Below are 25,423 nucleotides of genomic sequence, written 5' to 3'. Positions count from 1 at the left end.
CAGACCCCTACCCCATAGGGTAGGGGTCTGACCCCGTTTTATTATGGCAATGGAACATTCAAAAATACTGTAAAGATTAAATACAATACGGCTGTAAATGAAATTGACACGATTATAATTTGGCGCATCGTAACCTTCTTCTTATATATAAAGTACGCAAATAAAGGTATCACAAGCATAAGAATCATCACTTGACTATAGAATCCAATTGAGGCTGTTAGAAGACTAATAATGGAAACAAAACCAATGAGAAGTGTGGTTTTACCTTGTATTCCTACGTTTATTTTTTGCTTCACTTTCGTTCGAAAGGCTGTCTTGACATACTCCAGCAAAAACAATACAAATAGAAAACCCAACGTAATTTGTGGTAAGATCCTTTGTTCAAGTTGCATTTTCGAAATTAAATAAATAGAAATCAATGTAGCAATCGCACAGAAAAACCACGTCCAAGCACGTCCAGCACCTAATGCCCTAAAGGAAAATTGTTTCACCTTTTCCTTTATACTTTTACTATTCTTCTTAGCCAGGCTTTGATAAACGGCAACACCAATTGTTAACAAGATCAAGCTATAAAGAATGACATTCCAAGTTCCAGTAAAGAAGTAAGTGAATGCAGAACCACGCGCTTCCCCTACCTGCATACCTTGTAATAATCCTTGCTCTGCAATTGAACCTAAAATAAATCCAAGCGCAATCGGAGCAGGAGAAAAATCAAATTTCTGCAAGAAAAACATGACCAGCCCTAAAATGATTACCGTATAAATATCAAAAATATTATTCTGAGTCGTGTATGCACCAATTATTGAAAATGAGATGATCACAGGAGCCATATAATAAGTCGGAATATGAGTTAACCTTGTCATATATTTGATTAATGCCAGGCCTAAAATTAGCAACAGAAGTTGAGCTGCAATCATACTATAAAGAAATGTATAAGCAACTTCTGCATTGTCTACAAATAAATTATTACCTGGCCATATTCCGTGAATCAGTAAGCCTCCTAAGAATATTGCTGCAGTTGGTGATCCTGGAATCCCGAGTGTTAATAAAGGAATTAATGAACCCCCGACCATTGCATTGTTTGCACTCTCGGATGCGATAATGCCTTTTTTTTCACCTTTTCCAAATTTATCTTTACCTTTTGAAAAGCGCTTGGCCTCATTATAGGCTAACAAACTAGCAATATTGCCCCCTGCACCAGGGATCATTCCGACAAATGCCCCTACACCACTACCAATCGAGACAGTTTTTGGTTTTTTGAAAATATCGGCAAATGACTCTTTTAGCGTTGACTTCGAAAGCTTATTTGAGGAGTTACTAGAGGAATCTTTCTTGTGAACCTGCTCTATCAACCGTAATGCTTGAGGAAAAGCAAACAAACCGATTAAAACCGCTACCATATGAAGCCCACCAACTAAGCTATCCATACCAAATGTAAAACGAGCTGTACCTGTTACTGTATGAATGCCTATAAAGGATAGGGCGATTCCAAGGCAACCACCAATTAAGTTTTTTGTAACAGAGCCATCAGATATAGCTGCAATCACCGTAATCCCAAATACAGCAATCCAAAAGCTTTCCGTCGGTCCAAAACGCAATGAAAAATCAGCAAATACCGGTGCAAAAAAGAGTAACAAAAACATTCCAAATAATCCACCTATGACAGATGAAATTGTTGCTAGCTCTAACGCTTTTCGGGATTTCCCTTGTTTTGTCATTGGATATCCATCAAATGTAGTTGCCACATTCGCAGGTGCACCAGGTACGTTAAATAAAATCGCAGGAATCGACCCTCCAAATACGCTTCCACAATAAATTCCACCAAGTAGAATTAACCCGTCTGTAGGACCAAGTGCAAAGGTAAAAGGAATCATCAAAGCAACACCCATCGTTGGGGTTAATCCTGGCAGAGCTCCAACAGCGATTCCAAGTAACAGACCGAGAAAAAGCACAAGCACGTGATACAACTCGAATGCCTGCCAAATAAAATCCATATCCTAGCCCCCATTCATTTTAGCTAGAATATGGTATTCACCTAGAAACCTATTAGTGTGTGTACAAATTAAAGCCTCAGAAAAGTGAGCTACCGTTTTCTGAGACTCAAACGATTATTCTTCTGCCTTTTTGTCCTTCACTTCTTCGTCTAATTCTACCTTCTTTCCACCAACGGATAAATATGTGTATACTTCTAAATCAGGCTTTAATTTCTGAAGTCCCTGTAAGTATGGTTTTACTAAATCTTTGAAGTCTTCATATACGCCTTCTTCTTGAAGTTGGCCATATACGTACATTTTCTTCTTCTCTTCTTCCATTAAAAAGGCCATATACCCAACTGGTTGATTATCGTCAGTCACCACATTTAACACTTGTGCATCTGCTTTCATAAATTCTGGAGAAAAGTAAATTTGCAAAGTAGGTTCCTCCTAGCTTTTATTCAGTCGTTAATTGTAATTTAGTAAATAAAGTCTTTGTTTCACTATCTTTGTTTGATTTCTTCTGATCCTTAACATGTATTAACAGAAGACATAATATGCCTAATAGCAACGTTAATCCTGCTGTTACTAAAAACATTCCCGTTCTTGACCAATTCATCAAAGTTTCAAAAACTGGTGGACCTGCTGCAACACCAAGGAATCTTACAGACCCATAAAGTGACGTTACAAACCCTCGCCTTTCTGCACTTACAGAACCGGTAATTAAACTGTTCAAACATGGTAGAACGAGTCCTGTTCCTATACTAGAAATAACAAGTACGCCAATAAATGGTACAAGTTGTGTGAAGAACACTAAGGTAGCAAAAGAAATCGTCATCAATAAAAAACCAACAACAATAAACTTTTTCATTCTTTTTATATCTTTACCAATTTTACTTCCTGTTACTAATGAAGTAGACATCATAAACAAAAGGGGAATCGCAAGTATTGCTCCTTTAAGTACACCGTCAATATTATATTGAGTCTCCAATGTATCAGATAAGTAAAATAAAATCCCAAAAAGTGTAAATAAACAAGTTGCCCCTGCTAAATATGCTGTAAACAGCCATCTTCCTTCATGTTTAAATACAGAAAATAATCCTTTGACATATTTTCCAAGTGGAGGGGCCTCTTTCTTTTTCTTTTTTTCTTTAACAAAAAACGCTGTTAAAAGGACAGATATTATTACAAATACAGGAAACCCCCAAAAAGGACCATACCATACCAATAATGCCAAAAGCGATCCAACAATTGGTGACAAAACTTTTCCAAGTCCATTCGATGCTTCAACAATACCTAATACCTTACTTTGCTCTCCACCTTTAAATAAATCGCCAGTTAGTGCCATCGCAATTGGCGTCGTACCAGCGGCTCCGATCCCTTGTAATGCGCGACCAATCATAATCCAAGTATAGGCTCCAGTAAACCAAGCTGCAGCTACACCCGCTAATAATCCACCGACCCCATATAAAATTAATGCAGGAACAATGATCGTTTTTCTCGAAAAGCGATCTGACATATATCCAAGAATTGGAATTGCAATAGCAGCCGTTATTGAAAAGATGGTAATTGTTAAGCTAGCTTGAAATGCCGTTACTCCTAATTCCGTTTCCATCCTTGGTAAGATTGGTATGAGCATTGAATTGCCCAACGTCATTATAAGAGGGACCGATCCTATCGCTACGATGACTAACCCCTTACCCTTTGTCGCCAATAGCCATAACACATCCTTTATTATTCAAATAACAAGCTCTACATGAAGGAAAAAACGAAACAATTGAACTATATCAACACACTATCCCTTCGTCTATTTTAAGATGCGATTGAATTCAAAAATTCATACCTGGAAATCGCTTATCATTGCAAAAAGGGGATGTTCCAAAAGGTTGACTTTTCCTTTTAGAACATCCCCGATGACATGAGTATAGTCAAATATTTTTTTAAAGCCTTGAAAGGAGTTAGCTTCTTCTTTCAGGACAAGTAGCGTGCGATCTCAAATTTTATAATTTTGAAAAATCATCAACCAATTGTCCGAATATCGCTAATGCATTTTGAATCGGTTCTGGCTTTGTTAAATCAACTCCAGTGCCTTTTAGTAATTCCAATGGGTAATCGGAACTCCCACTTTTTAGAAATGTGAGATACGTTTCAAGCGTTTCAGGTTTGCCTTCAAGAAGTTGGTCGGCAATGTGAATGGCAGATGCATAGCCGGTTGCATATTTATAAACATAAAACGGACGATAAAAATGAGGGATTCTCGACCAACCGTATTTCACTTCTTCATCGAAGACAATTTCATCGCCATTAAAATCTCTAAAAATAGACTCATATATCTCGTTAAAGACATCGGCATTCAACGGTTCACCATTTTCTGCTTTTTCGTGAGTCACCTTTTCAAATTCAGCAAACATCACTTGTGTAAATAAAGTACCTCTAAAACTGTCAATGAAATGATTAAGCAAATGCTTCTTCATCTTTTCATCTTCTGTTGTCTTCAACAAATACCGAATTAACAATACTTCATTCACGGTAGAAGCAACTTCCGCAACAAAGATCGAGTAACCCGCCGTGATCTGTGGTTGATGATTGGAAGAATACCATGAATGCATAGCATGACCACATTCATGAACAAGTGTAAATAAGCTATCAAGGTCATCTTGATGATTTAATAACACAAATGGATGTACGCCATACAGTCCTAAGTTATAGGCTCCAGATCGCTTACCAGGTGTTTCTCTCACATCAAAATAACGTTTCTCTTTAAAGCTACGAAGCGTATCGACGTATTCTTTGCCAAGAGGTTCTAAACTTTTTAGCATCGTTTCATATGCCTCATCAAAAGAAATGTCTTCTTTGACATCCTTTACCAAAGGAGCGTTTAAATCATACTGCCGTAACTCATCAAGTCCGAGCAACTTTTTACGAATCTTTGCATAGCGATGCAATGGTTCAATATTTGCTTTTGTTGACTCAATTAAGTTATCATACACTTCCTTAGGAACATTGTCTGAGAAAAGAGATTTTTCTAAAGCTGATGGGTACTGACGCATTTTTGATAAGGTTACATTGTTTTTGATCGCAGAAGATAGAGTAGATGCGATCGTATTTTTCAACTGGACATATGGTTTGTAATATGCTTTATAAGCCTCACGACGTGTATCACGTTGTTCATCTTCTATTAATTTTGAGTACATCCCTCTAGTCAGTTCGACCTTTTCTCCCTCTTTATTAGTAACCTCGCCAAATTTAATATCAGCATTATTAATCATACCAAACGTACTGCTTGGAGCAGATAAAGCTTCTCCTAGATCAGAAAGAACCTCTTCTTTCTCCTTTGTAAGGACATGTTTTTTATAACGGAAAGATTCTAATAAATCTTCTTCAAAATATGATAAGCCATCTACTTCTTTTATATATCCTCTTAGCGTACTTTCGTCTAAGCTCAATAAGAAAGGCATAAAAAACGATGTCGCTGAACTAAGTTTTACACCAAGTGCTTTTGCTCGATCTAACAATGCCTGTGCTTTTGAGTCTCTTGTATCAAGGTCCCCTTGTAGCATGGCATATACATAAAGCTTTTTGAAGGTGTAGCTCGTTTCCTCTGTTAAAACCAAATATTCATACAAAGACGTAGCATTAGTAATTTCTCCGTCAAAGGCTTTTAAACGTCCAACCCTCTCTTCGACCGATTGAAAGTCCTGGTCCCATTGTGACATTTCTGAATAAATATCATCCAAATTCCATTTTTCTTGTAACGGCACTTCATCCCTAGACTTATATGTTGCCATTTAATCAAACTCCCTTCAGGCTAAGCGTGTATACTTATATGGTATATGTTACTACATTTTCCTTAAGTATCAAAAAGCTAGAGAAAAAAGTTTGATTCTTTTTCTCTAGCTCGGATGTATTTACAATATAATGCTTCTATTCTTTTTATACACTATTTGCATTAAAATCTCCCTAAAAAAACCTTATTGATAGATCGAACCTCCTGAACTCTTAAATTGTTCGGCTTTTTCTTTCATTCCTTTTTCAATGGCTTCGCTAGTCTCGAGGTCATTCTCTTTTGCAAATTGACGAATATCATGGGAAATTCTCATACTGCAAAACTTCGGTCCACACATTGAACAAAAATGGGCGGTCTTTGCTCCTTCTGCAGGCAGAGTTTCATCATGATATTCCAATGCTCTTTCAGGATCTAATGCTAATTTAAATTGATCTCTCCAACGGAATTCAAAGCGAGCTTTAGACAGAGCATCATCACGCACGCGTGCCCCTGGATGTCCTTTGGCCAAATCAGCTGCGTGGGCGGCAATTTTATACGTAATGACCCCTTCACGGACATCTTCACGATTTGGCAAACCTAAATGCTCTTTAGGTGTCACATAACAAAGCATCGCTGTACCAAACCAGCCGATCATCGCTGCACCAATCGCTGATGTAATATGATCATAACCTGGTGCAATGTCAGTCGTTAAAGGTCCCAATGTATAAAATGGAGCTTCGTGGCACATTTCCAACTGTTTATCCATATTTTCTTTGATTAAATGCATCGGAACATGCCCTGGACCTTCAACCATTACCTGTACATCATGTTCCCAAGCAAGCTTCGTTAATTCTCCTAGCGTTTCGAGTTCAGCAAATTGTGCTTCATCATTGGCATCAGCAATGGAACCAGGACGCAAACCATCACCTAACGAAAAAGCAATATCATACGTTTTCATAATTTCGCATATCTCTTCAAAATGTGTATATAAAAAGTTTTCTTGATGGTGATATAAACACCATTGTGCCATTATCGACCCACCACGTGAGACAATTCCTGTTAAACGTTTTGCAGTTAATGGTACATATCTCAAGAGGACTCCTGCATGAATCGTAAAATAGTCAACTCCTTGTTCGGCTTGTTCTATTAATGTATCTCGATAAACTTCCCATGTTAAGTCTTCAGCAATTCCTTTAACCTTTTCTAATGCTTGATAAAGAGGAACCGTCCCAACTGGAACAGCTGAGTTACGAATAATCCACTCCCTTGTTGTATGGATGTTCTTCCCTGTTGAGAGATCCATCATTGTATCAGCGCCCCATCTAGTCGCCCAAGTCATCTTTTCCACTTCTTCTTCTATCGATGAGGAAACCGCAGAATTCCCAATATTCGCATTTATTTTCACGTGAAAATTGCGCCCGATAATCATTGGCTCCGTTTCTGGGTGATTAATATTAGATGGAATAATTGCTCTGCCTGTTGCCACTTCTTCTCTTACAAACTCTGGATCTACATTTTCTCTAATCGCGATAAATTCCATCTCAGGCGTTACAATTCCTTGTCTTGCATAGTGCAATTGTGTTACATTCTTGCCTTTTTTCGCACGTAGTGGTTTCCGTTTCAAGCTTGGGAATACATTATCATTCGCACGAGAATCACCCTCTGTTACATAACCATTATCTTCAGGCTTACTTTCTCGACCTTCATATTCTTCAACATCACTACGCTCTTCAATCCATCTTCTTCGCACTGTAGGCAAACCTTTAGTAATATCAACTTGGTAAGTATCATCAGTATACGGTCCACTCGTGTCATAAACTCTTACAGGTGGGTTCGCCTCTTTTCCAACCGTTCCCGTTGTAGGACTTAATTCAATTTCACGCATTGGAACTTGAATATCTGGTCTCGATCCCTCAACATATACTTTTTTACTACCTTCAAAACTGGACATAATCGAAATGTTTTTCTCGTTCAATGAAGATGTGGACATTATATTCTCTCCTTTTTTTAATAGAAAGGACGAGATCTAGAACACAAGAAGGAAGTATGTAGATACGCAAAAAAGCCGGGAACCACAAATGTGGTTGGACCCGGCTAATTAAAGAAGTAAATTCATAAAATGATGACTAATAAACTTCCCCACGCTGGTATGAGCCAGATCAGGTCCAAAGGGTCAACAATCTTTAACGCTCTTGTTTCTCAGCCCAGCTATTTGGACTCCCCTAGTTATTTCTATTATTTTTTTGATTTCGTTTCCAGTATATAACAAGAACAGTAATAAAGAAAGAGTTTTCTGAACAAAACGTTTTAGTCATATCGATTCGTGCCCACTTATAATGGTTTCACCCCACACTTTATGTTAATCTTTTATGGAATATGTAGGATAGGAGGAACTCTTATGAAGCCTAAAATCATTGTCTATATGAGAGTCGATGACCGAGTCGTTAAAGAATTAGAAAAAGAATTTGATGTTACAACATTTAAAAACCATGAATATATTGGTGATCCACATTTTGATAGAGCCCTAGAAGAGGCAGTAGGTATCATAGGGCTTGCGCTAAAAGTTGATAAAGCCTTATTAGACCGTGCACCTAACCTTAAAATAGTCTCTAATGTTTCCGTCGGCTACGACAATTTAGACATTGAAGAATTGACAAAAAGAAAAATCCTGGCAACAAACACCCCAGGAGTTCTGGATGATACAACTGCCGACGCCATTTTTGGCATGATAATTGCTGCAGCAAGACGGATTCCTGAGCTCGATCACTATGTAAAATCAGGAAAATGGGATATTTCCTTACAACCTGAGCAGTACGGGGTAGATGTCCATCACAAAACGTTAGGGATCATTGGGATGGGTAATATTGGTTCTGCTATCGCCCAAAGAGCTCATTTCGGTTTTGGAATGAACATTCTTTATCATAACCGGAGAAGAAATGAAGAAGTAGAAAGAAAATATAAAGCTAGCTATAGTGAATTAGATCAACTATTGGCACAATCTGACTTTGTCTGTTTAATGGTTCCAGCTAACAAGGAAACGGAAAAAATGATCAGTACTGATGAGTTCAAGAAAATGAAACAAACGGCGATTTTTATCAATGGTTCACGGGGCAAAAATGTCGATGAAGAAGCACTTTACTACGCCTTAAAGAATGGTGAAATTCATGCAGCAGGCATTGATGTATATACGAAAGAGCCAACCGATCCTAAGAACCCTCTTTTGAAACTACAAAACATCGTCACGTTACCACATATCGGTTCGTCGACAACTGAATGTGAATTTAATATGTCAAAACTAGCAGCTGAGAATTTAACAAAAAGCTTAAAAGGAATCAAGCCACCAAGCTTGCTTAATGAAGACACTTGGTAACTTCATACAAAATAAAAAAGGGTATAAATCATTTCTGATTTATACCCTTATGTAGTTAGTCATTCCATTGAACAATCCAGATCCTAGTTTGTCCTATTGTACAGTTCTCTTAAGCTCTTTTGCTAAATCATCAAAAGACTTCTCTAATCTAGCTTTTGCCTCATCTTCAATAGACGTACTTCCGTCTTCACCGCGCACCACACAAGTATCTAAGGTAAACACACCCTTGATTATATTTTGCGCTCCCAACGAAGACAATACTGGTTTTAAACTATAATCGATTGCTAGTAAGTGAGCCATTGTTCCACCAAGCATTAGTGGGAGGACAATTTTATTTTCGAGACCCTTTTGTGGTAATAAATCTAAGTATGTTTTTAAAATTCCAGTGAATGATGCTTTGTACACTTGGCTTGCAACGATAATCGCATCAGCTTCCGCTACCTTAGCGTTTGCAGCTTTAATATGTTCACTATCCCACTTAGCTAAAATTAAATCTTCTGCTGGAATGTCGATTACGTGTAATTCCTCAACAGAGAAGCCTTTCTCATTAAGAAAGCTGCTCGCATAATCAATAATTCCTTTTAACCTAGTTGTTTTTGAAGGTCCACCTGAAATAATAACAATTTTTGCCAACTTAATCACACTCCTGTCTTTTATCTTACCAACTTTTATCATACCAACTATTTTGTATTTCATAAAGGAAATAATTAACTTAAATGTAAGTGGAAGCTACGACTTATGTAATTTCAGCTTAACGACAAGGTTATAGGGGCTGTCTCAAAAGGTAAAAAACGAACAATCTTCTGAATGAATGGCAATGGCACGCTCGTCGCACGCCTGCTATAAGAAACCCACTCATAACTGGCTTAAAAGATTGCGACGTCTTAGCTCATTGCTTCGGGGCTGTCTCAAAAGGTAAAAAACAACCTTTTGAGACAGCCCCTCATAACTATTTCTTTAGTTGGCACATTTTCTATAAATTATCAGAAATTCCTTTTTTGCTTATTCTTTTTCAGAAATTCTGTGTAACCAATTGATTTAAAGTGCATAGTGTCAAAGTAATTCAGTTGGTCCGACTTTAAATTCTTTCTTAGCATCGCTATCATGCTTTTTATCAGGATCATTTTCCTCGCCCCTTTATTTACAACATATTCGACATAAAGGAAAAAGATCACTTGTTTCAGCTAAGTGTGTAAATTGTGTATTGTTGTTGTTAAAGCAAACGTAGGATAAATAATACTTTACCTTTAACGCTTAAACAAATAATTAATGGAGGGGAATGTTTCTGAAATATAAACATTATATTGTCGACAAAAAAATACTTGGAAAAGGGGCATATGGTCAAGTTTACAGTGCTTTTGATCCCCAAAAAAACAAAAAGGTTGCAATAAAGAAAACAAAGAGAGTTTCAATGGCTAAAAAAGAGGCTTCTATTATGAAGCAATATGCTAATTCAAAATATTTACCTACTTTTTATGATTTTAGTATAGATCATGGTGTTGCCTATCTAGAAATGGAGTTTATCGATGGTGATACCTATAACAACTACCCAAACAAAAAAAGATCCGAAAAAATTAGTGTAGAAATTACAATTAATATTTTAATGGCCCTTAAACAACTTCACCAAGTTGGCTACACACATAATGATCTTAAACCCAAAAATATTATGGTGAAAGATGATAACCCTAAAACAATCAAACTAATAGACTTTAATGTTGCAAAAAAAATTAATAGTGAAAATACAATTTTAAAAGATATTAAATATGCTGCACTGATGTGTATCTTCTTAATGAAAGGAGTTAGACCTAAAGAGACATCTAATTTAAACATAAAAAATGAAGAACTAGTGAAAACCTTGTGGAAAGCTCTAAACCCAACTGATACAGACAAATATCATTCAGCACAAGAATTTATTAATGCTTTAAAACCTTTAAAGCAAAAACTTCAAAGTTAGACTCCGGCTTTAAAAACTCCACCTCAGTCCAAATGAGATGGAGTTTCTTATTTTAAGATTCAACTACCCAAATGGCTTGTCCATTCGTAAAAGGCTCTTCAAAAACCACGTCATAATATGGACTTTCTGGCACATCAAACGCAACTTCTCCACGCAATGTTCTTCCAGGTCCAATCTCACCGTCCATACTTCCTTTTGCATCTGTATAACTAGTAGTTGTATGTTTATAATACTCTTCATCATAGACAGCGAAATTCATCATGGATGAAACATTATAGCTTTCATCAGATGTATTCTCTATGGTGAAGTCAGCCAATAGGAAAGATGCTTCGTTAGGTGTTTCCCAGTCGTTTCCTTGACTAAATACAACATCATTTAAAGTAATAACAATATCATTGAAATTAACACTTTCTCCAATCGATAAATTCTCTTCCGTTTCTTCTTCATCTTCTGGCTCTTCTTCTACTTCATCCAATTCATCTTGAAGCTCTTCAGCAGCGTTTTCTTTTTCCACTTGTTCTTGTTCCACAGGACTTATTTCCGCTTCGCCACATGCATTGAGTGAAATTAATAAGAAGAATAGAATAAATATTTTAACCATTACCTTAATCAGGTTACCTCTTTTATTATTTCTTCACACTTTTATTAATTTGGATAATTTGCTTTTGAAATTCATATCTCACTTTTGTATTTTCTGTAAGAAAGTAAAAAAATTACTAGTATACGTAAAGAAATTAATTTGAACAATAACCGAAATGCCGTTTTAGAGGTGAAGTTCATGACTAAAAAAATACAAGAAACAAAATGTACCTGTAAAGCTTGTGGGAATGTTTGGTATTACGGAAAAGAAGATGTTACAAAAAACTTCGGTGAAAAGTTACAAAACTTAGGAAACGAAATGAGTAATACAGGGAAAAACATGATGTGCTGTACAGGGTGCATACCAGCATTGTTCATTCCAGAAAAGAACATGAAGGTAGTGCAGGATTTAGATAAGTGTCCTAAATGTAGTTCGAAAGCTATTAAAAAAGAACAGATCGTACACGAGGTAGATTAAAATGATAAAAAATTTTATAGTCCTATGTATTAAAGCTTATCAAAAATGGATTTCACCACGAAAAAACTTTAAAACGAAATGTCGATTTTATCCAACATGCTCTCAATACGCTATTCTTTCGATTCAAAGATACGGAGTAATTAAAGGAATATTAAAAGTGATAGACCGATTGAAACGTTGCAGACCTGACAATTTCGATAGTTGTATCGACTATCCTTAACTGAGAAAGGAGTCATAACTTAAGGTTATGACTCGAATTTCACCCCCTCAATAGACAATAAGAAACACCTGCAAAAATTACAGGTGTTGGTCACAAATCATATAAGTTTTAGCTTAAAACCACCTTTACCTACCTCCCCACTTTCTTCAACACCTCATCCAATGGCTCTGGTTTCAAAAACTCCACTGGCGATACTCCCTTTTCAAACGTAAACGCATCCCCTTCAATTACAATGACATACTTCCCGTTTACCTTAGCAATATGAAGCGATTCACCGAAATCAGACAGCATTGCTTTGACATCAATGTGGTCAAGCTTGAGCTTTAACGGAATCTCTGGCTGATGTTCGATGATTGGTGCTGATGCCTCTACGACCTGATCAGGTGTCCACTTTTCCTGCATTTCCCGAACAGGGGTGTTCGACCATGCTTCAATGTATTCTTCCTCTTGAATCCGTTCAGGGCTTTCCTCTTGGTACGTTTCAGCAATGTGCTGCTGAGCCATTTGTACTACCTGCGTTTTGACAATCTCAGGTACGGATTGGTGGTACTCAACGAATTTCAAGAAATCTTCAAAATACCTCGCATGAGATGATTGATGGATTTTCAACTCCCATTCTTCCAGCATGCCTTCTTCTGGCATGTAGGGGTATTGAATCGATTTCATATTTTTAGTCGTTATCGCTCGTTCTACGTTTTGAATCATTGTTTTTTCATCTGTGATCGTCGCTACTTTTTGTTCAAAATCACATTTTAAAACAAATACAAATGGTTCATCGAAATATTTATTGAATTTAGCTCGAATAACGAGTAAAGCTCCACCACGTATCGCGCTTGTATCCATGTAGGCACGCACTAACTCTTCACTACTTTTTCTGAATTCATCTGTAGATTCAGCTGAACGAATGCGATGAAATAAATTGTAATTCGGATTTGTATCTAAATCATAGCCTGGCTCAACAATGAACCGACCTACCTTTGTTGGTACTGACTCTGACTTAGGGTTGCGTTCAACTTTACGCTTTGTTACCTTCATCAATTCTCCGTCAAGAAATTCTTTTAATGAACTCTCTGTGTATTTGTATTCATCTAGCGTTTGATAATGTTTAAATCGTTTATCTGCTTGTTCCCCTTGTCCTTCAACTTGAATCACGAAAAATGATAAAAAGTTAATGGAAAAGTCCATAGAATCACCTTACTTCTTATAATTTCATTCGAAATACCGTTCGTATTATATCATTGTTTGCTGAACCTGTCTTGAAATCCATTTCACGTTTCTCTAGGCAGCTGCATACGTTGTAATTGTATTTCTAAAATCCCTAAAAAGGAGATTAGAATCTATGGAATTAACAATTGCACATTGGTTATATTTAGCCGGAACATGCATCATTATCTTAACGATGCTTTTTCGGCAAAATGTTGTCGTTCCAGCTATCGTAATGAGCTTTCTAATTGGCTGGATATATAATGGCTCCTTCTTAAGTGGGGCCGAGGCTATTTTTAATGCAAGTTTAACAGCTGCAGGAGAACTGTTTAACATATTTTTAATCATCGCAATTATGACAGCGTTACTACAAGCGTTAAAATCAATTGCTGCTGACGAACAAATGGTTATCCCTTTTCAAAAAGTGATGAAAAACGGCCATTTATCCTTTTGGATTCTCGTTATCGTTACCTACGGAATTTCACTATTTTTCTGGCCGGCACCTTCTGTTCCACTAATTGGAGCATTACTCATTCCCGTTGCGATTAAAGCAGGCTTGTCTCCAATGGGTACTGCCTTAGCAATCTCTCTTGCTGGTCATGGAATGGCACTATCATCAGACTTTGTTCTACAAGTCGCTCCAGGCCTTACAGCATCTACATCAGGCATTGAGGCAGCTGCTGTTGCAGACCGGGCCCTTATTTTGTCAATCGTGACTGGAGTGATTGCTCTTTCAATTGCTTATTTTATGATTCGTAAATCGATTGTCCCACCAGCAAAACAGAACTTAGTTGATTGGGAAAATAGTGGGGATTCTGATAGTAAGTTAAACACTGATAAATTAGATATAAAAAAAGGGAAACATAGTACGTTATTTGCAATAGTAGTCCCTTCAGCATTTTTAGCTATAGTCGTCTACGTCATTGTAGCTACATTTTCTAATGCTGTGCCTCCTATTGAAGACGGGGCTGGCGCATCAATCATTGGTGGTATTGCTATCATCTTAATGATCGCGACCTCTATATTTTACGACTACCGTAAAACGCTAAAAGATGTTAGTAATCATCTTGTAAATGGTTTCGTGTATGCCTTTAAAGTGATGGGGCTTGTCATCCCCATTGCCGGTTTTTTCTTTATGGGTAGCGGAGATTTCTCTGCAACTATTTTAGGAATTGACGATCCTGACACGGCCCCTGCTTTTCTTTTTGATCTAGTCGAAGCTAGTCAGCATGCAATCCCTGATAATGTATTCGTAACTGGGATTGGCATTCTCATTTTAGGGATGATTTCGGGTTTAGATGGATCTGGTTTTTCAGGCCTTCCACTTATTGGTACGCTATCTGATGCATTCGCCACTTCTATCGGTGTTGACCCAGCGACATTAGCTGCGATTGGACAAATGGGAGCAATTTGGGTAGGTGGTGGTACATTAGTTGCTTGGTCACCAATTATTGCAATTGCTGGCTTTGCAAAAATTTCAGTCATCGACCTTGTACGAAAAAGTTTCATTCCAGTTGTTATTGGTTTGACCGTTTCTACCATCTTTGGTTTATTATTTTTATAAGAAGAGCTAAAACGCTTAGTTTTTGATGGAGTTCAAAACCACGTTTTTTCCAATTATTAATAAAAATCATGTTACAAATTAAATATTGAACCAACTAGTGAATAATTGTCTGGTAGTAAGAGATACTCAAAGTGAAAGGAGTGTTAACTATGGCACAAAATATTAGTGAAATCATGTCTAAAGACGTAGTAACGATTAATTCTGATCAATCAATTCAAGAGGCGGCTTCTTTAATGAAGTCACACGATATTGGGTCAATCCCAGTATTGAAAAATGGTTCCCTTGCTGGCATTATCACTGACCGTGATATAACTCTTCGTTCAACTGCAGATGGGAAAGACTCCAACGTTTCTGTAGAGGAGTGTATGACAACGAACTTAACAGTTGCCGATCCATCTACAAATCCTCACGAAGCAGCTAATATGATGGCACAACATCAAATTCGCCGTCTACCAGTAGTAGAAAATGGCCAAATTGTTGGAATGGTTGCAATTGGTGATTTAGCTACTGTTAATATTTATGAAAACGAAGCTGGCGAAGCTCTATCTGAGATCTCTGAACATCACCATAATTAATCACTACAACAAAGGGTGACTTAAGAAATATAGTTTTTCTTAAGTCACCCTTTTAGCATTTTGAGAAAGTAGCAGCTTGGAATCCAAGCTGCTACATATATCCATAATATTTTATTTTTCAAAACCACCAAACTGTTGCTCAGCTTGCTGTACAAGACGCTTAGTGATTTCGCCCCCAACAGACCCGTTTGAACGAGAAGTTGCATCCGAACCTAGCTGAACACCAAACTCTTGTGCAATCTCATACTTCATTTGATCTAAAGCTTGCTCTACTCCTGGTACGACAAGCTTGTTGCTGCTGTTGTTTGCCATGTTTATCACCTCGCTTTTTTCTTTGTACTAGTTATCGTGTGTAAGGAGATCAAAGTTATGTATTTTGAAACCTGGTAATAATTTCTTCCCATCAGAAAAAGGATGACTAAAGGTTTTTGAACCTATAGCATCCTTTTTCTTAGTTAACTTAAAATCTAACTCACTACAATGAATTTCGCGCAAAGTGCACGCTTTTATATCGACTCAAAGCTCGAGTCATTTTTAATGTCAACGTCTTCTCTTATGTGTTCATGATTTCTTACTATGTTTTATTTGTTGTTTTTACGATTTTTACGGTTATTATGATTATCTAAGTCTTGTGCATCATTTTCTTCAGCAAATTCTACATTTGCATTTTCCACTTCTGCATTTTTGTTTTTATTTTTATTACGCTTTGCCATTTTTGTCACCTCCTTTTCCCAAGATTATTATTTCCAAAGTATTTTGAAATCATTCCTTATAAATTCTTAATTTAAATCTTATCCTTCAACTTAATAAGTATCTGCATTGATAAAGTAGTTGGTATATAATATAAAAGTAAGGAGGGTGTTTTAATGGGAATACCAAAACCACTAGTTCAAGCTAATCAACTTTTCATCGTGATATTGGTTCTTATCGCACTGTTTTTCTCGGCTTATGTATTAGTAATTCCATTTCTTATTGGTGTTATCACATTAGCAACAAAGCAAAATCCAATTATGCAAATAGGAAAAAAATTCTTAACAAAACCCACTAAGGAGTATGTACAAGAAGATCGAGATCAGCAGTTATTTAATCAATGGATCGCAACAATTTGTTTAGGTCTATCTTTATTATTCTTCACACTAGGATATGATCTGTGGGGGTATATTTTTGCTGTGATGGTTCTAATAGCTGCAGGCATAGCATTACTCGGTTTTTGCATAGGCTGTACGATTCGTTATCGCTACATGATGTGGAAACATAAACGAGCTAGTCAATCGTAAAAAATGAGCAGTTGAGGTATTTACGGGCTCTATAAAAAAATCACCATACAAGATTTCAATCTATATGGTGATTTTTTTTGTGTTTAACTAGTACATTAATATTTCATTACACCCAATAACTTCCATGTTATAATTGAGTAAATTTTCTTACAAGAAAGAAGGAATCGATGAATGCAAGCACAACAATCACAAGTCGCCAAGAAAATTCCTGAGCAAAAAACAGCTTATGGTATCTTGCTCATTATCGGTTTTGTTCACCTTCTTAATGATGCTATTCAAGCTCTAGTTCCTGCAATGTTTCCTATTCTAGAACGTTCAATGGGGCTGTCATTTACCCAACTTGGACTCATTGCTTTTGCATTGAACCTTACCAGTTCCCTAATTCAACCAGTGGTAGGAACCATTACTGACCGTAAATCTATGCCTTACGCATTGCCAATCGGCCTATGTTTTACATTTATAGGTGTGCTTGGGCTTGCCTTTGCACCATCCTTTTGGTTTGTTATCGTATCTGTTTTGTTTATTGGGCTTGGTTCTGCAACCTTCCACCCAGAAGGATCTCGTGTTGCATATATGGCTTCTGGAGGGCGCCGTGGCTTGGCCCAATCAATCTATCAAGTAGGAGGAAATGCCGGTCAAGCTCTCGCACCTTTAATTACAGCACTCATTCTCGTTCCACTCGGTCAATTCGGTTCGATATGGTTTACTTTCGTCGCTGCTTTAGCTATTATCCTGTTACTTTATATTTCTCGCTGGTATTCAAATGAAGTGTCGATGAGAAACCTTTCAGCTTCCCCGAAAACGAAAAAGACTAAACAAGTAAATGGTTACAACAAAGTGATCATCACAGCTATCTTGCTTCTTGTTTTATTAGTTTTTGCCCGATCCTGGTTCCATGCAGGTATTACAAACTTCTATGCTTTTTATGTAATTGATAATTATCACGCTACAATTGGTCAGGCACAAGTTTATTTATTTATCTTTTTAGCCGCTGGCGCCATTGGTACATTTGCAGGAGGACCATTATCAGATCGCTATGGGAAACGAAACATGATTATGCTCTCTATGCTTGGAGCAGCACCACTCACTCTTTTGCTTCCACACGTAGGAGCTTTCCTTGCCTATCCGTTAATAGGTATAATTGGTTTTATTATTTTATCAAGTTTCTCTGTTTCAGTCGTCTACGCACAAGAACTGGTTCCAGGGAAAATCGGAATGGTGTCAGGATTAATTGTCGGACTTGCATTTGGCATGGGGGCAATCGGATCTGTTGGTTTAGGAGTAATGGCTGACATAATTGGTTTAAACAATACTATACTATTTGCTGTAACCCTTCCGTTAGTCGGAATCTTAACTTTCTTTTTGCCTTCTGATAAATGGATTGCTGAAAATATAAAATAATAAAATAAAATGAGCTTGTCCCACTGATCAGGCAAGCTCACTTTAAGGAATTAAATAAGAATATTCTCTAAGTTTTTCAACTCTAATTCTTCAAACTTTTTCGACATCTTCATTCGATTAATAGTAAGTGCGGCCTGCTCTAACGTACAATCAACATCAACAGAACAATGTATGGTTGCAAGCTGTCTACATAGATGGAGCATTTCAACATTTTCTTCAATTTTCTTACGCTGTGCTTTCGTTAATGATTCGACATTTTCTAAAATTCCTTCAACCGTTTCATGCGTTTGCAGGAGCCTTATTGCTGTTTTCTCACCAATTCCTTTAACTCCGGGATAATTGTCACTACTATCTCCCATCAAAGCTTTTAAATCTATTAACTGTTTCGAAGTGATCCCTTTTTCAGCCTCGAATTTCTCTTCGTTATACTCATCATAGTTTCCATAACCCTTTTTTAAAAGAATGACTGATACGTTTTGATCTAATAATTGAAGGATATCTTGATCACCAGTAACTATTAGGACCTCAGAATGTTCACTAAGTTCTTTTGTCAAGGTTCCGATACAATCATCGGCTTCATAACCTTCTAGACCAATGTTTGGAATATCAAGTTCATCGACTACTTCTTTAACCAAATCAAATTGTGGGATTAACTCTACCGGTGGCTCTCCTCTATTGGCCTTGTATTCAGGATATAGTTCTGTACGAAACGTTTTACTTCCCATATCCCAACAACAAATAACATGTGTTGGTTTATACGTATTGACAGCAGTAAATAAGTGTTTCACAAATCCGTGTATAGCATTCGTTGGGATACCTCTACTATTGATCATAAAGTACCCACTCATCGCCGTAGCATAAAACGAACGAAATAATAAAGCCATTCCATCAACTAACATCACTTTATTCTTGTCCATGTCTTCCTCTCTCCCAGCTCTCACAGTATAAAAGACATGCGATTCAAACCACATGTCTTTATACCTTTACCTATTTTTTATTATAAGATGGCCACCAATGAAATCCATCATTAGCCAGTAACTGATCTGCTTGCTTTGGACCAACTGAACCAGCTTCGTACTTTGCAACTTCCACATCTCTACTTTCCCATGCTTTTGAAATTGTGTCAATATAACTCCATGAGAGATCTACCTCATCCCAATGAGCAAAGTTCGTTGCATCACCTTGAATACAATCATAGATTAAACGTTCATAAGCTTCTGGTGTATTATTGGTATCAACACAATCATTACAATAATCTAATTGTACTGGATTTGTCTCACCAGATGTGCCTACTTTCTTACCATTTAAATGAAGGGTCATCCCTTCATCAGGTTGAATCGAAATTTCTAGTAGGTTCGAGTATCTATTTGAACTCTCACTATAATATAAATTCATTGGACGATCTTTAAATTGAATTACAATTTTCGTTGATTTTTTATTCATTCGCTTTCCTGTACGAATATAAAATGGAACGCCTGCCCAACGATGATTATCGATTAAGATTTTACCGGCAACATACGTTTCAGTAATCGAATTAGGGTCTACATTTTTTTCTTCTCGATACCCTTTTACCTCCACACCATTAACAATACCAGTATCATACTGTCCTCTCACGAAATATTGAGGTGTTTCTTCAACAGAAAAATGCCTTAAAGCACGTAAAACTTTAATTTTTTCACTTCTGACCTCATCAGTCGTTAAACGAATCGGAGGATCCATTGCAAGCAATGACACCATTTGTAACATATGATTTTGTACCATATCACGAAGAGCTCCTGAAGTCTCATAATAGCCTCCACGATCTTCTACTCCTAACGTTTCACTAGACGTAATTTGGATATTTGATATGTATTGATTATTCCACAACGGTTCAAAAATTGTGTTAGCAAAGCGTATCACTTCAATATTTTGTACCATATCTTTCCCTAAGTAATGATCAATACGGTAAATTTCATCCTCAGAAAATGCATGTCGTATCTCATTGTTTAATTTCTCGGCTGATGGGTGATCCCGACCAAAAGGTTTTTCAATAATAAGTCTTGTCCAACCTTTTGTTTCTGTCAACTTTTCTGATTTTAAATTTGAAGCAATAGTACCGAAATATTCTGGTGACATTGCCATGTAAAAAATCCGGTTCCCTGGTATCATATATTGTTCATCGAGCTGTCCAAGTAGCGTGTCAAGCTCACGATACGATTCTTTATCTGTCACATCAAAAGGGAGGTAATAGAAATGAGAACAAAATTCCTCAATTAACTCCTCTGCCTCATCAGTCGGTAATGAACTTTTAATATTTTCACGTAATATCTCATCTGACCAGTTTCTTCTTGCAACACCAACTACAGCAAAGTGGTCAGAAAGCTTCCCTGCTTTATATAATTTAAAAATAGAGGGAAATAATTTTCTTTTTGCTAAATCTCCAGTTACACCAAAAAGTACAATAGCTGTTTTAGGGTTATCTATGTTTTTCATTCGTCCTGCCTCTCTTTACACGATTACTCTTCTATAAAAAGTAACGCAAACTAACTAAGTAAGTCAACTTACTTAGTTTATCACAATATCATTCTTCCCCACCAGTAGATAAAATAACCTTCTTATTTGGAAGCGCTTCCCCCTATCATCAACTGACTCATCCACTATTTTTCCTTACTAATCATCTAAAAAAGATCTATGTACAGTGTACATAATGTACACCTTATTATTTCCTACAACGGACTATCGCATTTCCAATCTTCCCCTTCAACTCTTTTTGAAGCGCTTCATGCTCATCTAATATGTCCAGTAATCTTGGGTCTGTATTCGGGGTCAAATGTACATTTTGAGGTTGTGCTTCAATTTCCTTCGTCACACGAAGTTTCTCAACTTTTAAAAATCCCACATCAAGCAATTTCACTTGCCAATCTTCTTTGGAATTCACTTCTTTAATATCATAGAACTTTTTGAACCTTTTCATTTCCTCGTCTGTTAAATTGTCTTCATATGTCATTTCATTCATTATAAACACACCATTATTTTTTAATACTCTATAACATTCTTTCAGTGCTTGATTAGAATTTACAAAACTTAGTACTGATTCACAAATAATATAATCATATGTCGCACTATCAATTGGTAATTTTTCAATCGACCCTTCTATTATGTTAAGCAATGGCCCCTCATCATCAAATCGTCGCTGTGCCTTTTTAAGCATAACTGGGTGATTCTCTATACCATCAACTGCACAATTAAACGTATGTGTCAGATAGACCGACGTCTCTCCCGTACCACACCCAATGTCTAAAATGCGCATATGCTCTTTAATTGGTTCTGATTGCAGTATTCCAATTGTTGATGCCATCCCCCCCGGGTGCGCACTTCCAATCCCGAATTCAGCTAGACAATCTAAGTAACTGTATTCTTTCATTCCCTTACCCCTCCTTTACTATTCTCTACATGTTATGTTCATTTTCCATTCGCGTTCTCCCGTGATAAAAGCGTAATTTCATTAACCATAGGCCGATTAACAAACAACCTTATGATTTTTAAATAGTATAAAAGTGAAAGCTTGTTAATTTTAGAAAGGAGAGATTAAAATGGGTTATTATGATCTTTGTTGTCGCTACAAAGGTAAGGTTGTAACAATCACTTGCCTTGATGGAAAAAGATATACAGGAACGATTACGCATGTAACAGACTCCCACGTATACCTTCAACCAACTGGTTCACAATTTGGTGGCTTCGGTTACGGCTGGGGCTGGGGACCTCGTTGGGGTTGGGGATTCGGATTCCCGATCGCTTTAGGATTTATAGGTGGTTTAGCGTTAGGTTCAGCTTTGTGGTGGATTTAAATATAGAACCTTTATGGAAAATACAAATTTAGAAAGGCATCTGCTTATTTTCAATATACACATGTCTGAAGAAGCATTCTATTCGAGGTTTCAATTTAAACTCACTAAAAAAACTTGTCGAACAAAATGTTCGACAAGTTTGTGAATCATTTTAACAGCCACAACCACCGTGCCCGTATCCATATCCATATCCATAAGATGGTGCTGCTGCATGCCCAGTACCTAACCAGCTAGCACCCACAATAACTAATAAAATAAACAAAACAACGATTAAAGAGAATCCTCCTACCATATCAAACAACACTCCTTTTTACATTCATAATACCTGCTAACACTTACACCTTATGTTAAGAGTGTTTTTTTGTTTGGGCTAATCACCTAGTTTCTTGAAAAAGATCACTTCACATTAGTTAAAAGCACACTCAAAACAAAATCGGCAGAATACTATACTTAAAAGAAGATGGATATTTGGGAGGGTTTTAAGTGGGGGATCAAGAACAACAACTTAAAGAATTAGAATTAAAACTTAAAGAAATTAAAGCAAAAATAAATGCGATCGAAATAGAAAGCGAACATCAACTTACGAAAGAGGAAGTTAATACAATAGTCGACGATATTGTTTCCGAAAAGGAATTTGCTTTAAAAAAAGAATTGGAGACCAAAGTACAACAACAACAATTACAGCTAATAAAATGGTCAGCAGGTACAGGAATCAGTGTAATTGCTGTCGTAATTAGTATCTTTAGAATCTTTTTCATGTAAGGAAAACTACTCGTGTAATAGTCAGAACGAGAAAATAACTGCTGCTTACCTTGATTCAACTTCAACTTGATCTACATGTTTCATTTGCTTTATAGCATAGTATATATCAGTCGTATAAATCTTCTCGTCAACTAATAACAATAGATCCATTTGCTTGATGGGGGGCTCTCCAAAATCCTTTACCCTAACTTTTCTAGCCTTCATTTGTTGTTGCTTCAATTCCTTTAGAATAGTAGTTAGTTCCTCGTCAGATTTCACTACAATCTTTACTTTTAATTCTTTTTCCCTTAACGTTTTTGGACCTACAAACTTAAATAGAAAAGGTAGGAGTTCCACACAAATAAGTAATAGAACAGTTGCTACTACTGCTTCAAGCCAAAAACCAGCACCACAAGCAACTCCAATTCCACCAGCTCCCCAAATCATTGCTGCCGTCGTTAATCCCGAAATCATATCATTGTTTCGTCTTAAAATAACTCCTGCACCTAAAAACCCGATACCAGAGACGATTTGTGCCGCAAGCCGTAAAGGGTCCATCGGCTTACTATAAGCTGCAGAATAAAGTTCAGCTCCAGTAATCGAAACGTATGTAAGCAAACAACTCATAATCCCAATAACTACACAGGTTTTTAACCCTAATGGTTTTCGCTTTAATTCACGTTCTAATCCGATCACCGCACAGAGAATAGTGGCTACTGTAAGATTGAAAATAAAACTATTCGGTTCAATTTCAATGTACATTTTCACACCCCCAAACCCTAGTCTCCCTAATAATAATTCGCTGTTTCTAACAGAAAATCCTTTATTTAAAGGGGCTAGAAAAAAGAAGGTACCCATAGAGACCACATTAAGTGGATCAGCCTCTAGGGTACCTTCTGGTTTTTCCTTTTATCTAGCTTTTATAAACATTTGAACCCACGCACCATGATAAAAGCCAACGCCAATTGTATCATATTCCGGTTTCAATATATTTTGTCTGTGGCCAGGTGAGTTCATCCAATCTCTCATTACTTGCTCTGGTGTTGTTTGACCTTTAGCTATGTTTTCTCCAGCTGCTTGATAATTAATACCGAACGTTCGCAGCATATCAAAAGGCGAGCCATAGTTAGGACTGTTATGTGAAAAATAGTTAGAGTTAATCATATCCTCTGCTTTTTTATGAGCAACATTTTTCACGTCAGCGCGATGTTGAAGTGGGTTTAAACCACGCTGTCTTCTTTCTTGATTCACCAAAGCAACAACTTGATCTTCAAATGCACTATGGTGTGATGCTTCAGGCTTTAAACGAATAACTTCTCCTACCTGCATGTTAGTAGGAACGACATCTGGGTTTAACCTCATTAATTCACGGTAGTCCAAACCATAACGCTGTGCAATAAACCAAAATGAATCTCCTCGTGAAACTTTGTAATGAGAAAACGGTGGTTCATTAAACATTTTAATTTCAGCATCCGCTGAAGGTTGGACAGAGAAGATCGTCATTAGTACAACTGCTACCATCAATACATGTAATCGCTTCATAATAACCTCCGAGAAATTTTTTTACACTTTTATTTTCTCTTGGTTCAAAAAAACGATACATAAAAACAGTAAATAACTTCTCCTCTTAGTGCTTTTTATTAAAAATCAAAATTATCAGGGTCTGGACCAATACGCTCATTTTGGTTTAATGAATCAATTAATTCCACATCAGCTTGAGATAACGAAAAATCGAAAATGTTGGCATTATCTATAATCCTTTGTTCTTTTACCGATTTCGGAATCGTCACTACTTCATTCTGTAGGTCCCAACGTAAAATTACTTGCGCAGGAGACTTACCATATTTAGTCGCAATTTCCTTAATGATTGGATTGTTAAACAATCCACCTCGCTTTAATGGTGACCACGCTTCTAGTTGGATTCCTTCCTGTTTACAAAAAGCATGCAATTCCTTTTGCGTTAAACTTGGATGATATTCTACCTGGTTGACCATAGGCTTAACGACCGAGCTTTCTAACAAGTCTTTCAGATGATGAACTTGAAAATTACTTACACCGATCGCTTTAACACGACCATCATTATAAAGCTTCTCTAAAGCTCTCCACGTTTCTCTATATTTTCCTTCTACTGGCCAGTGAATAAGGTAAAGGTCTAAATAATCTAGATCGAGCTTTTTAAGGCTTGTTTCAAAAGCTTTAATTGTTGAGTCGTATCCTTGATCAGAGTTCCACACCTTTGTAGTTATGAAAAGGTTTTCGCGAGATATCCCCGATTCCTTGATAGCTTGGCCAACCCCTTCTTCATTATGATAAAAAGCTGCAGTGTCGATGCTTCGATATCCAGCTTTAATTGCTGATTTCACTGCTTCGATCACTTCTTCACCATTCTCTGCTTTGTATACACCTAAACCGAACCAAGGCATCTTGACACCATTATGTAATGTCGTGGTTGCTTGTAAACTTAGTACCATTTCTATTCCTCCTTGTTTTCTTCG

Annotated in this window: 27 protein-coding genes and 1 riboswitch; of the genes, 10 read left to right on the top strand and 17 right to left on the bottom strand. The window is 36.9% G+C overall.

Translation table 11 applies throughout. The features are described 5' to 3' along the window. Positions 1-41: 41 nt before the first annotated feature. From AC1FXZ_RS01280 to thiC, 5 genes are all read right to left on the bottom strand, one after another. On the bottom strand, positions 42-1,994 hold the full coding sequence (locus tag AC1FXZ_RS01280; protein WP_480050231.1) for a tripartite tricarboxylate transporter permease: 1,953 nt from the start codon (positions 1,992-1,994) through the stop codon (positions 42-44). 114 nt (positions 1,995-2,108) lie between these two features. Then, complete coding sequence (locus AC1FXZ_RS01275) at positions 2,109-2,411, bottom strand: hypothetical protein (RefSeq protein WP_480050230.1); 303 nt, start codon at positions 2,409-2,411, stop codon at positions 2,109-2,111. A 19-nt stretch (positions 2,412-2,430) separates the two neighbouring features. Continuing rightward, entirely contained in the window at positions 2,431-3,630 is a 1,200-nt protein-coding gene (locus AC1FXZ_RS01270) for an MFS transporter (RefSeq protein ID WP_480050677.1), read from the bottom strand. A gap of 343 nt (positions 3,631-3,973) precedes the next feature. Further along, positions 3,974-5,761 carry an oligoendopeptidase F gene (gene pepF, locus AC1FXZ_RS01265; protein ID WP_480050228.1) on the bottom strand — a complete coding sequence of 596 codons (1,788 nt, stop codon included), beginning with the start codon at positions 5,759-5,761 and terminating at the stop codon, positions 3,974-3,976. A gap of 183 nt (positions 5,762-5,944) precedes the next feature. Beyond that, positions 5,945-7,729: a phosphomethylpyrimidine synthase ThiC gene (gene thiC / locus AC1FXZ_RS01260; protein WP_480050226.1), complete on the bottom strand. Its 1,785-nt coding sequence runs from the start codon at positions 7,727-7,729 to the stop codon at positions 5,945-5,947. 129 nt (positions 7,730-7,858) lie between these two features. Further along, positions 7,859-7,973, bottom strand: a riboswitch (TPP riboswitch). 164 nt (positions 7,974-8,137) lie between these two features. On the opposite strand from thiC, the gene AC1FXZ_RS01255 reads away from it, so the two are divergent. After that, on the top strand, positions 8,138-9,109 hold the full coding sequence (locus AC1FXZ_RS01255) for a 2-hydroxyacid dehydrogenase (RefSeq protein WP_480050224.1): 972 nt from the start codon (positions 8,138-8,140) through the stop codon (positions 9,107-9,109). A gap of 93 nt (positions 9,110-9,202) precedes the next feature. Here AC1FXZ_RS01255 and ssuE read toward each other — a convergent pair whose 3' ends face one another. Beyond that, the gene (ssuE, locus tag AC1FXZ_RS01250; protein ID WP_480050222.1) at positions 9,203-9,751 is read right to left on the bottom strand and encodes an NADPH-dependent FMN reductase; all 549 of its coding nucleotides are present in this window, start codon (positions 9,749-9,751) and stop codon (positions 9,203-9,205) included. Positions 9,752-10,388: 637 nt separating this feature from the next. On the opposite strand from ssuE, the gene AC1FXZ_RS01245 reads away from it, so the two are divergent. Next, the gene (locus AC1FXZ_RS01245; protein WP_480050220.1) at positions 10,389-11,063 is read left to right on the top strand and encodes a protein kinase domain-containing protein; all 675 of its coding nucleotides are present in this window, start codon (positions 10,389-10,391) and stop codon (positions 11,061-11,063) included. 52 nt (positions 11,064-11,115) lie between these two features. On the opposite strand, the gene AC1FXZ_RS01240 is transcribed toward AC1FXZ_RS01245, so the two are convergent. Beyond that, positions 11,116-11,664 (bottom strand): DUF4352 domain-containing protein, encoded by a 549-nt coding sequence (locus AC1FXZ_RS01240; protein WP_480050218.1) that lies wholly within the window; start codon positions 11,662-11,664, stop codon positions 11,116-11,118. A gap of 177 nt (positions 11,665-11,841) precedes the next feature. Between AC1FXZ_RS01240 and AC1FXZ_RS01235 the strand changes: the two genes are divergently transcribed. Together AC1FXZ_RS01235 and yidD are read left to right on the top strand one after the other, a co-directional pair. Continuing rightward, positions 11,842-12,120 (top strand): hypothetical protein, encoded by a 279-nt coding sequence (locus tag AC1FXZ_RS01235; RefSeq protein WP_480050216.1) that lies wholly within the window; start codon positions 11,842-11,844, stop codon positions 12,118-12,120. 1 nt (position 12,121) lies between these two features. Next, positions 12,122-12,340 carry a membrane protein insertion efficiency factor YidD gene (yidD, locus tag AC1FXZ_RS01230; RefSeq protein ID WP_480050214.1) on the top strand — a complete coding sequence of 73 codons (219 nt, stop codon included), beginning with the start codon at positions 12,122-12,124 and terminating at the stop codon, positions 12,338-12,340. 129 nt (positions 12,341-12,469) lie between these two features. Here the strand turns inward: yidD and AC1FXZ_RS01225 are convergent, their stop codons facing one another. Continuing rightward, positions 12,470-13,525, bottom strand: coding sequence for a DUF3900 domain-containing protein (locus AC1FXZ_RS01225; RefSeq protein WP_480050212.1), 1,056 nt, complete (start codon positions 13,523-13,525; stop codon positions 12,470-12,472). Positions 13,526-13,679: 154 nt separating this feature from the next. Between AC1FXZ_RS01225 and AC1FXZ_RS01220 the strand changes: the two genes are divergently transcribed. After that, positions 13,680-15,107 (top strand): hypothetical protein, encoded by a 1,428-nt coding sequence (locus AC1FXZ_RS01220; protein ID WP_480050210.1) that lies wholly within the window; start codon positions 13,680-13,682, stop codon positions 15,105-15,107. Between the two features lie 149 nt (positions 15,108-15,256). Continuing rightward, on the top strand, positions 15,257-15,682 hold the full coding sequence (locus AC1FXZ_RS01215; RefSeq protein ID WP_480050208.1) for a CBS domain-containing protein: 426 nt from the start codon (positions 15,257-15,259) through the stop codon (positions 15,680-15,682). 111 nt (positions 15,683-15,793) lie between these two features. On the opposite strand, the gene AC1FXZ_RS01210 is transcribed toward AC1FXZ_RS01215, so the two are convergent. Both AC1FXZ_RS01210 and AC1FXZ_RS01205 read right to left on the bottom strand, forming a co-directional pair. Further along, on the bottom strand, positions 15,794-15,994 hold the full coding sequence (locus tag AC1FXZ_RS01210; RefSeq protein WP_480050206.1) for an alpha/beta-type small acid-soluble spore protein: 201 nt from the start codon (positions 15,992-15,994) through the stop codon (positions 15,794-15,796). A gap of 269 nt (positions 15,995-16,263) precedes the next feature. After that, positions 16,264-16,395, bottom strand: a complete 132-nt coding sequence (locus AC1FXZ_RS01205) for a hypothetical protein (RefSeq protein ID WP_480050204.1) — start codon at positions 16,393-16,395, stop codon at positions 16,264-16,266. A 153-nt stretch (positions 16,396-16,548) separates the two neighbouring features. Here AC1FXZ_RS01205 and AC1FXZ_RS01200 point away from each other — a divergent pair, with 153 nt between their 5' ends. Both AC1FXZ_RS01200 and AC1FXZ_RS01195 read left to right on the top strand, forming a co-directional pair. Continuing rightward, on the top strand, positions 16,549-16,959 hold the full coding sequence (locus AC1FXZ_RS01200) for a DUF4395 domain-containing protein (protein WP_480050202.1): 411 nt from the start codon (positions 16,549-16,551) through the stop codon (positions 16,957-16,959). A gap of 171 nt (positions 16,960-17,130) precedes the next feature. Beyond that, complete coding sequence (locus AC1FXZ_RS01195) at positions 17,131-18,360, top strand: MFS transporter (RefSeq protein ID WP_480050201.1); 1,230 nt, start codon at positions 17,131-17,133, stop codon at positions 18,358-18,360. Between the two features lie 50 nt (positions 18,361-18,410). Here the strand turns inward: AC1FXZ_RS01195 and AC1FXZ_RS01190 are convergent, their stop codons facing one another. The 3 genes from AC1FXZ_RS01190 to AC1FXZ_RS01180 form a co-directional block, all read right to left on the bottom strand. After that, entirely contained in the window at positions 18,411-19,277 is an 867-nt protein-coding gene (locus AC1FXZ_RS01190) for a 5'-3' exonuclease (RefSeq protein WP_480050199.1), read from the bottom strand. Between the two features lie 70 nt (positions 19,278-19,347). Further along, a complete protein-coding gene (zwf, locus tag AC1FXZ_RS01185) occupies positions 19,348-20,832 on the bottom strand; it encodes a glucose-6-phosphate dehydrogenase (RefSeq protein WP_480050197.1) in 1,485 nt (494 codons plus the stop codon). Positions 20,833-21,058: 226 nt separating this feature from the next. Next, positions 21,059-21,763, bottom strand: a complete 705-nt coding sequence (locus tag AC1FXZ_RS01180) for a class I SAM-dependent methyltransferase (RefSeq protein ID WP_480050195.1) — start codon at positions 21,761-21,763, stop codon at positions 21,059-21,061. A gap of 169 nt (positions 21,764-21,932) precedes the next feature. On the opposite strand from AC1FXZ_RS01180, the gene AC1FXZ_RS01175 reads away from it, so the two are divergent. Beyond that, positions 21,933-22,187: a hypothetical protein gene (locus tag AC1FXZ_RS01175; protein WP_480050193.1), complete on the top strand. Its 255-nt coding sequence runs from the start codon at positions 21,933-21,935 to the stop codon at positions 22,185-22,187. A gap of 151 nt (positions 22,188-22,338) precedes the next feature. Here the strand turns inward: AC1FXZ_RS01175 and AC1FXZ_RS01170 are convergent, their stop codons facing one another. Next, positions 22,339-22,479: a YjcZ family sporulation protein gene (locus AC1FXZ_RS01170; RefSeq protein ID WP_480050191.1), complete on the bottom strand. Its 141-nt coding sequence runs from the start codon at positions 22,477-22,479 to the stop codon at positions 22,339-22,341. A gap of 191 nt (positions 22,480-22,670) precedes the next feature. Here AC1FXZ_RS01170 and AC1FXZ_RS01165 point away from each other — a divergent pair, with 191 nt between their 5' ends. Continuing rightward, a complete protein-coding gene (locus tag AC1FXZ_RS01165) occupies positions 22,671-22,949 on the top strand; it encodes a hypothetical protein (RefSeq protein WP_480050190.1) in 279 nt (92 codons plus the stop codon). Between the two features lie 45 nt (positions 22,950-22,994). Here AC1FXZ_RS01165 and AC1FXZ_RS01160 read toward each other — a convergent pair whose 3' ends face one another. The 3 genes from AC1FXZ_RS01160 to AC1FXZ_RS01150 all read right to left on the bottom strand — a co-directional run bounded on the left by AC1FXZ_RS01160 (position 22,995) and on the right by AC1FXZ_RS01150 (position 25,399). Further along, positions 22,995-23,690 carry an MgtC/SapB family protein gene (locus AC1FXZ_RS01160; RefSeq protein WP_480050188.1) on the bottom strand — a complete coding sequence of 232 codons (696 nt, stop codon included), beginning with the start codon at positions 23,688-23,690 and terminating at the stop codon, positions 22,995-22,997. 147 nt (positions 23,691-23,837) lie between these two features. Further along, entirely contained in the window at positions 23,838-24,470 is a 633-nt protein-coding gene (locus tag AC1FXZ_RS01155; protein WP_480050186.1) for a CAP domain-containing protein, read from the bottom strand. A gap of 98 nt (positions 24,471-24,568) precedes the next feature. Further along, positions 24,569-25,399, bottom strand: a complete 831-nt coding sequence (locus tag AC1FXZ_RS01150; RefSeq protein ID WP_480050184.1) for an aldo/keto reductase — start codon at positions 25,397-25,399, stop codon at positions 24,569-24,571. Between the last annotated feature and the right edge of the window lie 24 nt (positions 25,400-25,423).

This window comes from Halalkalibacter sp. HAAS-P014 (genome assembly GCF_056619965.1).
The sequence above is the reverse complement of the archived record's forward strand: the minus strand, read 5'-3'. Positions and strand labels throughout refer to the sequence as shown.

Bases quoted from the DNA above. Each gene is read 5' to 3' on its own strand.
- AC1FXZ_RS01280 (WP_480050231.1), bottom strand. From the start codon at position 1,994: ATGGATTTTATTTGGCAGGCATTCGAGTTGTATCACGTGCTTGTGCTT.
- AC1FXZ_RS01205 (WP_480050204.1), bottom strand. From the start codon at position 16,395: ATGGCAAAGCGTAATAAAAATAAAAACAAAAATGCAGAAGTGGAAAAT.
- AC1FXZ_RS01170 (WP_480050191.1), bottom strand. From the start codon at position 22,479: ATGGTAGGAGGATTCTCTTTAATCGTTGTTTTGTTTATTTTATTAGTT.
- AC1FXZ_RS01175 (WP_480050193.1), top strand. From the start codon at position 21,933: ATGGGTTATTATGATCTTTGTTGTCGCTACAAAGGTAAGGTTGTAACA.
- AC1FXZ_RS01190 (WP_480050199.1), bottom strand. From the start codon at position 19,277: ATGGACAAGAATAAAGTGATGTTAGTTGATGGAATGGCTTTATTATTT.
- AC1FXZ_RS01210 (WP_480050206.1), bottom strand. From the start codon at position 15,994: ATGGCAAACAACAGCAGCAACAAGCTTGTCGTACCAGGAGTAGAGCAA.
- AC1FXZ_RS01160 (WP_480050188.1), bottom strand. From the start codon at position 23,690: ATGTACATTGAAATTGAACCGAATAGTTTTATTTTCAATCTTACAGTA.
- pepF (WP_480050228.1), bottom strand. From the start codon at position 5,761: ATGGCAACATATAAGTCTAGGGATGAAGTGCCGTTACAAGAAAAATGG.
- AC1FXZ_RS01150 (WP_480050184.1), bottom strand. From the start codon at position 25,399: ATGGTACTAAGTTTACAAGCAACCACGACATTACATAATGGTGTCAAG.
- AC1FXZ_RS01155 (WP_480050186.1), bottom strand. From the start codon at position 24,470: ATGAAGCGATTACATGTATTGATGGTAGCAGTTGTACTAATGACGATC.
- zwf (WP_480050197.1), bottom strand. From the start codon at position 20,832: ATGAAAAACATAGATAACCCTAAAACAGCTATTGTACTTTTTGGTGTA.
- AC1FXZ_RS01220 (WP_480050210.1), top strand. From the start codon at position 13,680: ATGGAATTAACAATTGCACATTGGTTATATTTAGCCGGAACATGCATC.
- AC1FXZ_RS01225 (WP_480050212.1), bottom strand. From the start codon at position 13,525: ATGGACTTTTCCATTAACTTTTTATCATTTTTCGTGATTCAAGTTGAA.
- AC1FXZ_RS01200 (WP_480050202.1), top strand. From the start codon at position 16,549: ATGGGAATACCAAAACCACTAGTTCAAGCTAATCAACTTTTCATCGTG.
- AC1FXZ_RS01255 (WP_480050224.1), top strand. From the start codon at position 8,138: ATGAAGCCTAAAATCATTGTCTATATGAGAGTCGATGACCGAGTCGTT.
- AC1FXZ_RS01215 (WP_480050208.1), top strand. From the start codon at position 15,257: ATGGCACAAAATATTAGTGAAATCATGTCTAAAGACGTAGTAACGATT.
- AC1FXZ_RS01180 (WP_480050195.1), bottom strand. From the start codon at position 21,763: ATGAAAGAATACAGTTACTTAGATTGTCTAGCTGAATTCGGGATTGGA.
- AC1FXZ_RS01270 (WP_480050677.1), bottom strand. From the start codon at position 3,630: ATGACGTTGGGCAATTCAATGCTCATACCAATCTTACCAAGGATGGAA.
- AC1FXZ_RS01235 (WP_480050216.1), top strand. From the start codon at position 11,842: ATGACTAAAAAAATACAAGAAACAAAATGTACCTGTAAAGCTTGTGGG.
- thiC (WP_480050226.1), bottom strand. From the start codon at position 7,729: ATGTCCACATCTTCATTGAACGAGAAAAACATTTCGATTATGTCCAGT.
- yidD (WP_480050214.1), top strand. From the start codon at position 12,122: ATGATAAAAAATTTTATAGTCCTATGTATTAAAGCTTATCAAAAATGG.
- AC1FXZ_RS01245 (WP_480050220.1), top strand. From the start codon at position 10,389: ATGTTTCTGAAATATAAACATTATATTGTCGACAAAAAAATACTTGGA.
- AC1FXZ_RS01195 (WP_480050201.1), top strand. From the start codon at position 17,131: ATGCAAGCACAACAATCACAAGTCGCCAAGAAAATTCCTGAGCAAAAA.
- AC1FXZ_RS01240 (WP_480050218.1), bottom strand. From the start codon at position 11,664: ATGGTTAAAATATTTATTCTATTCTTCTTATTAATTTCACTCAATGCA.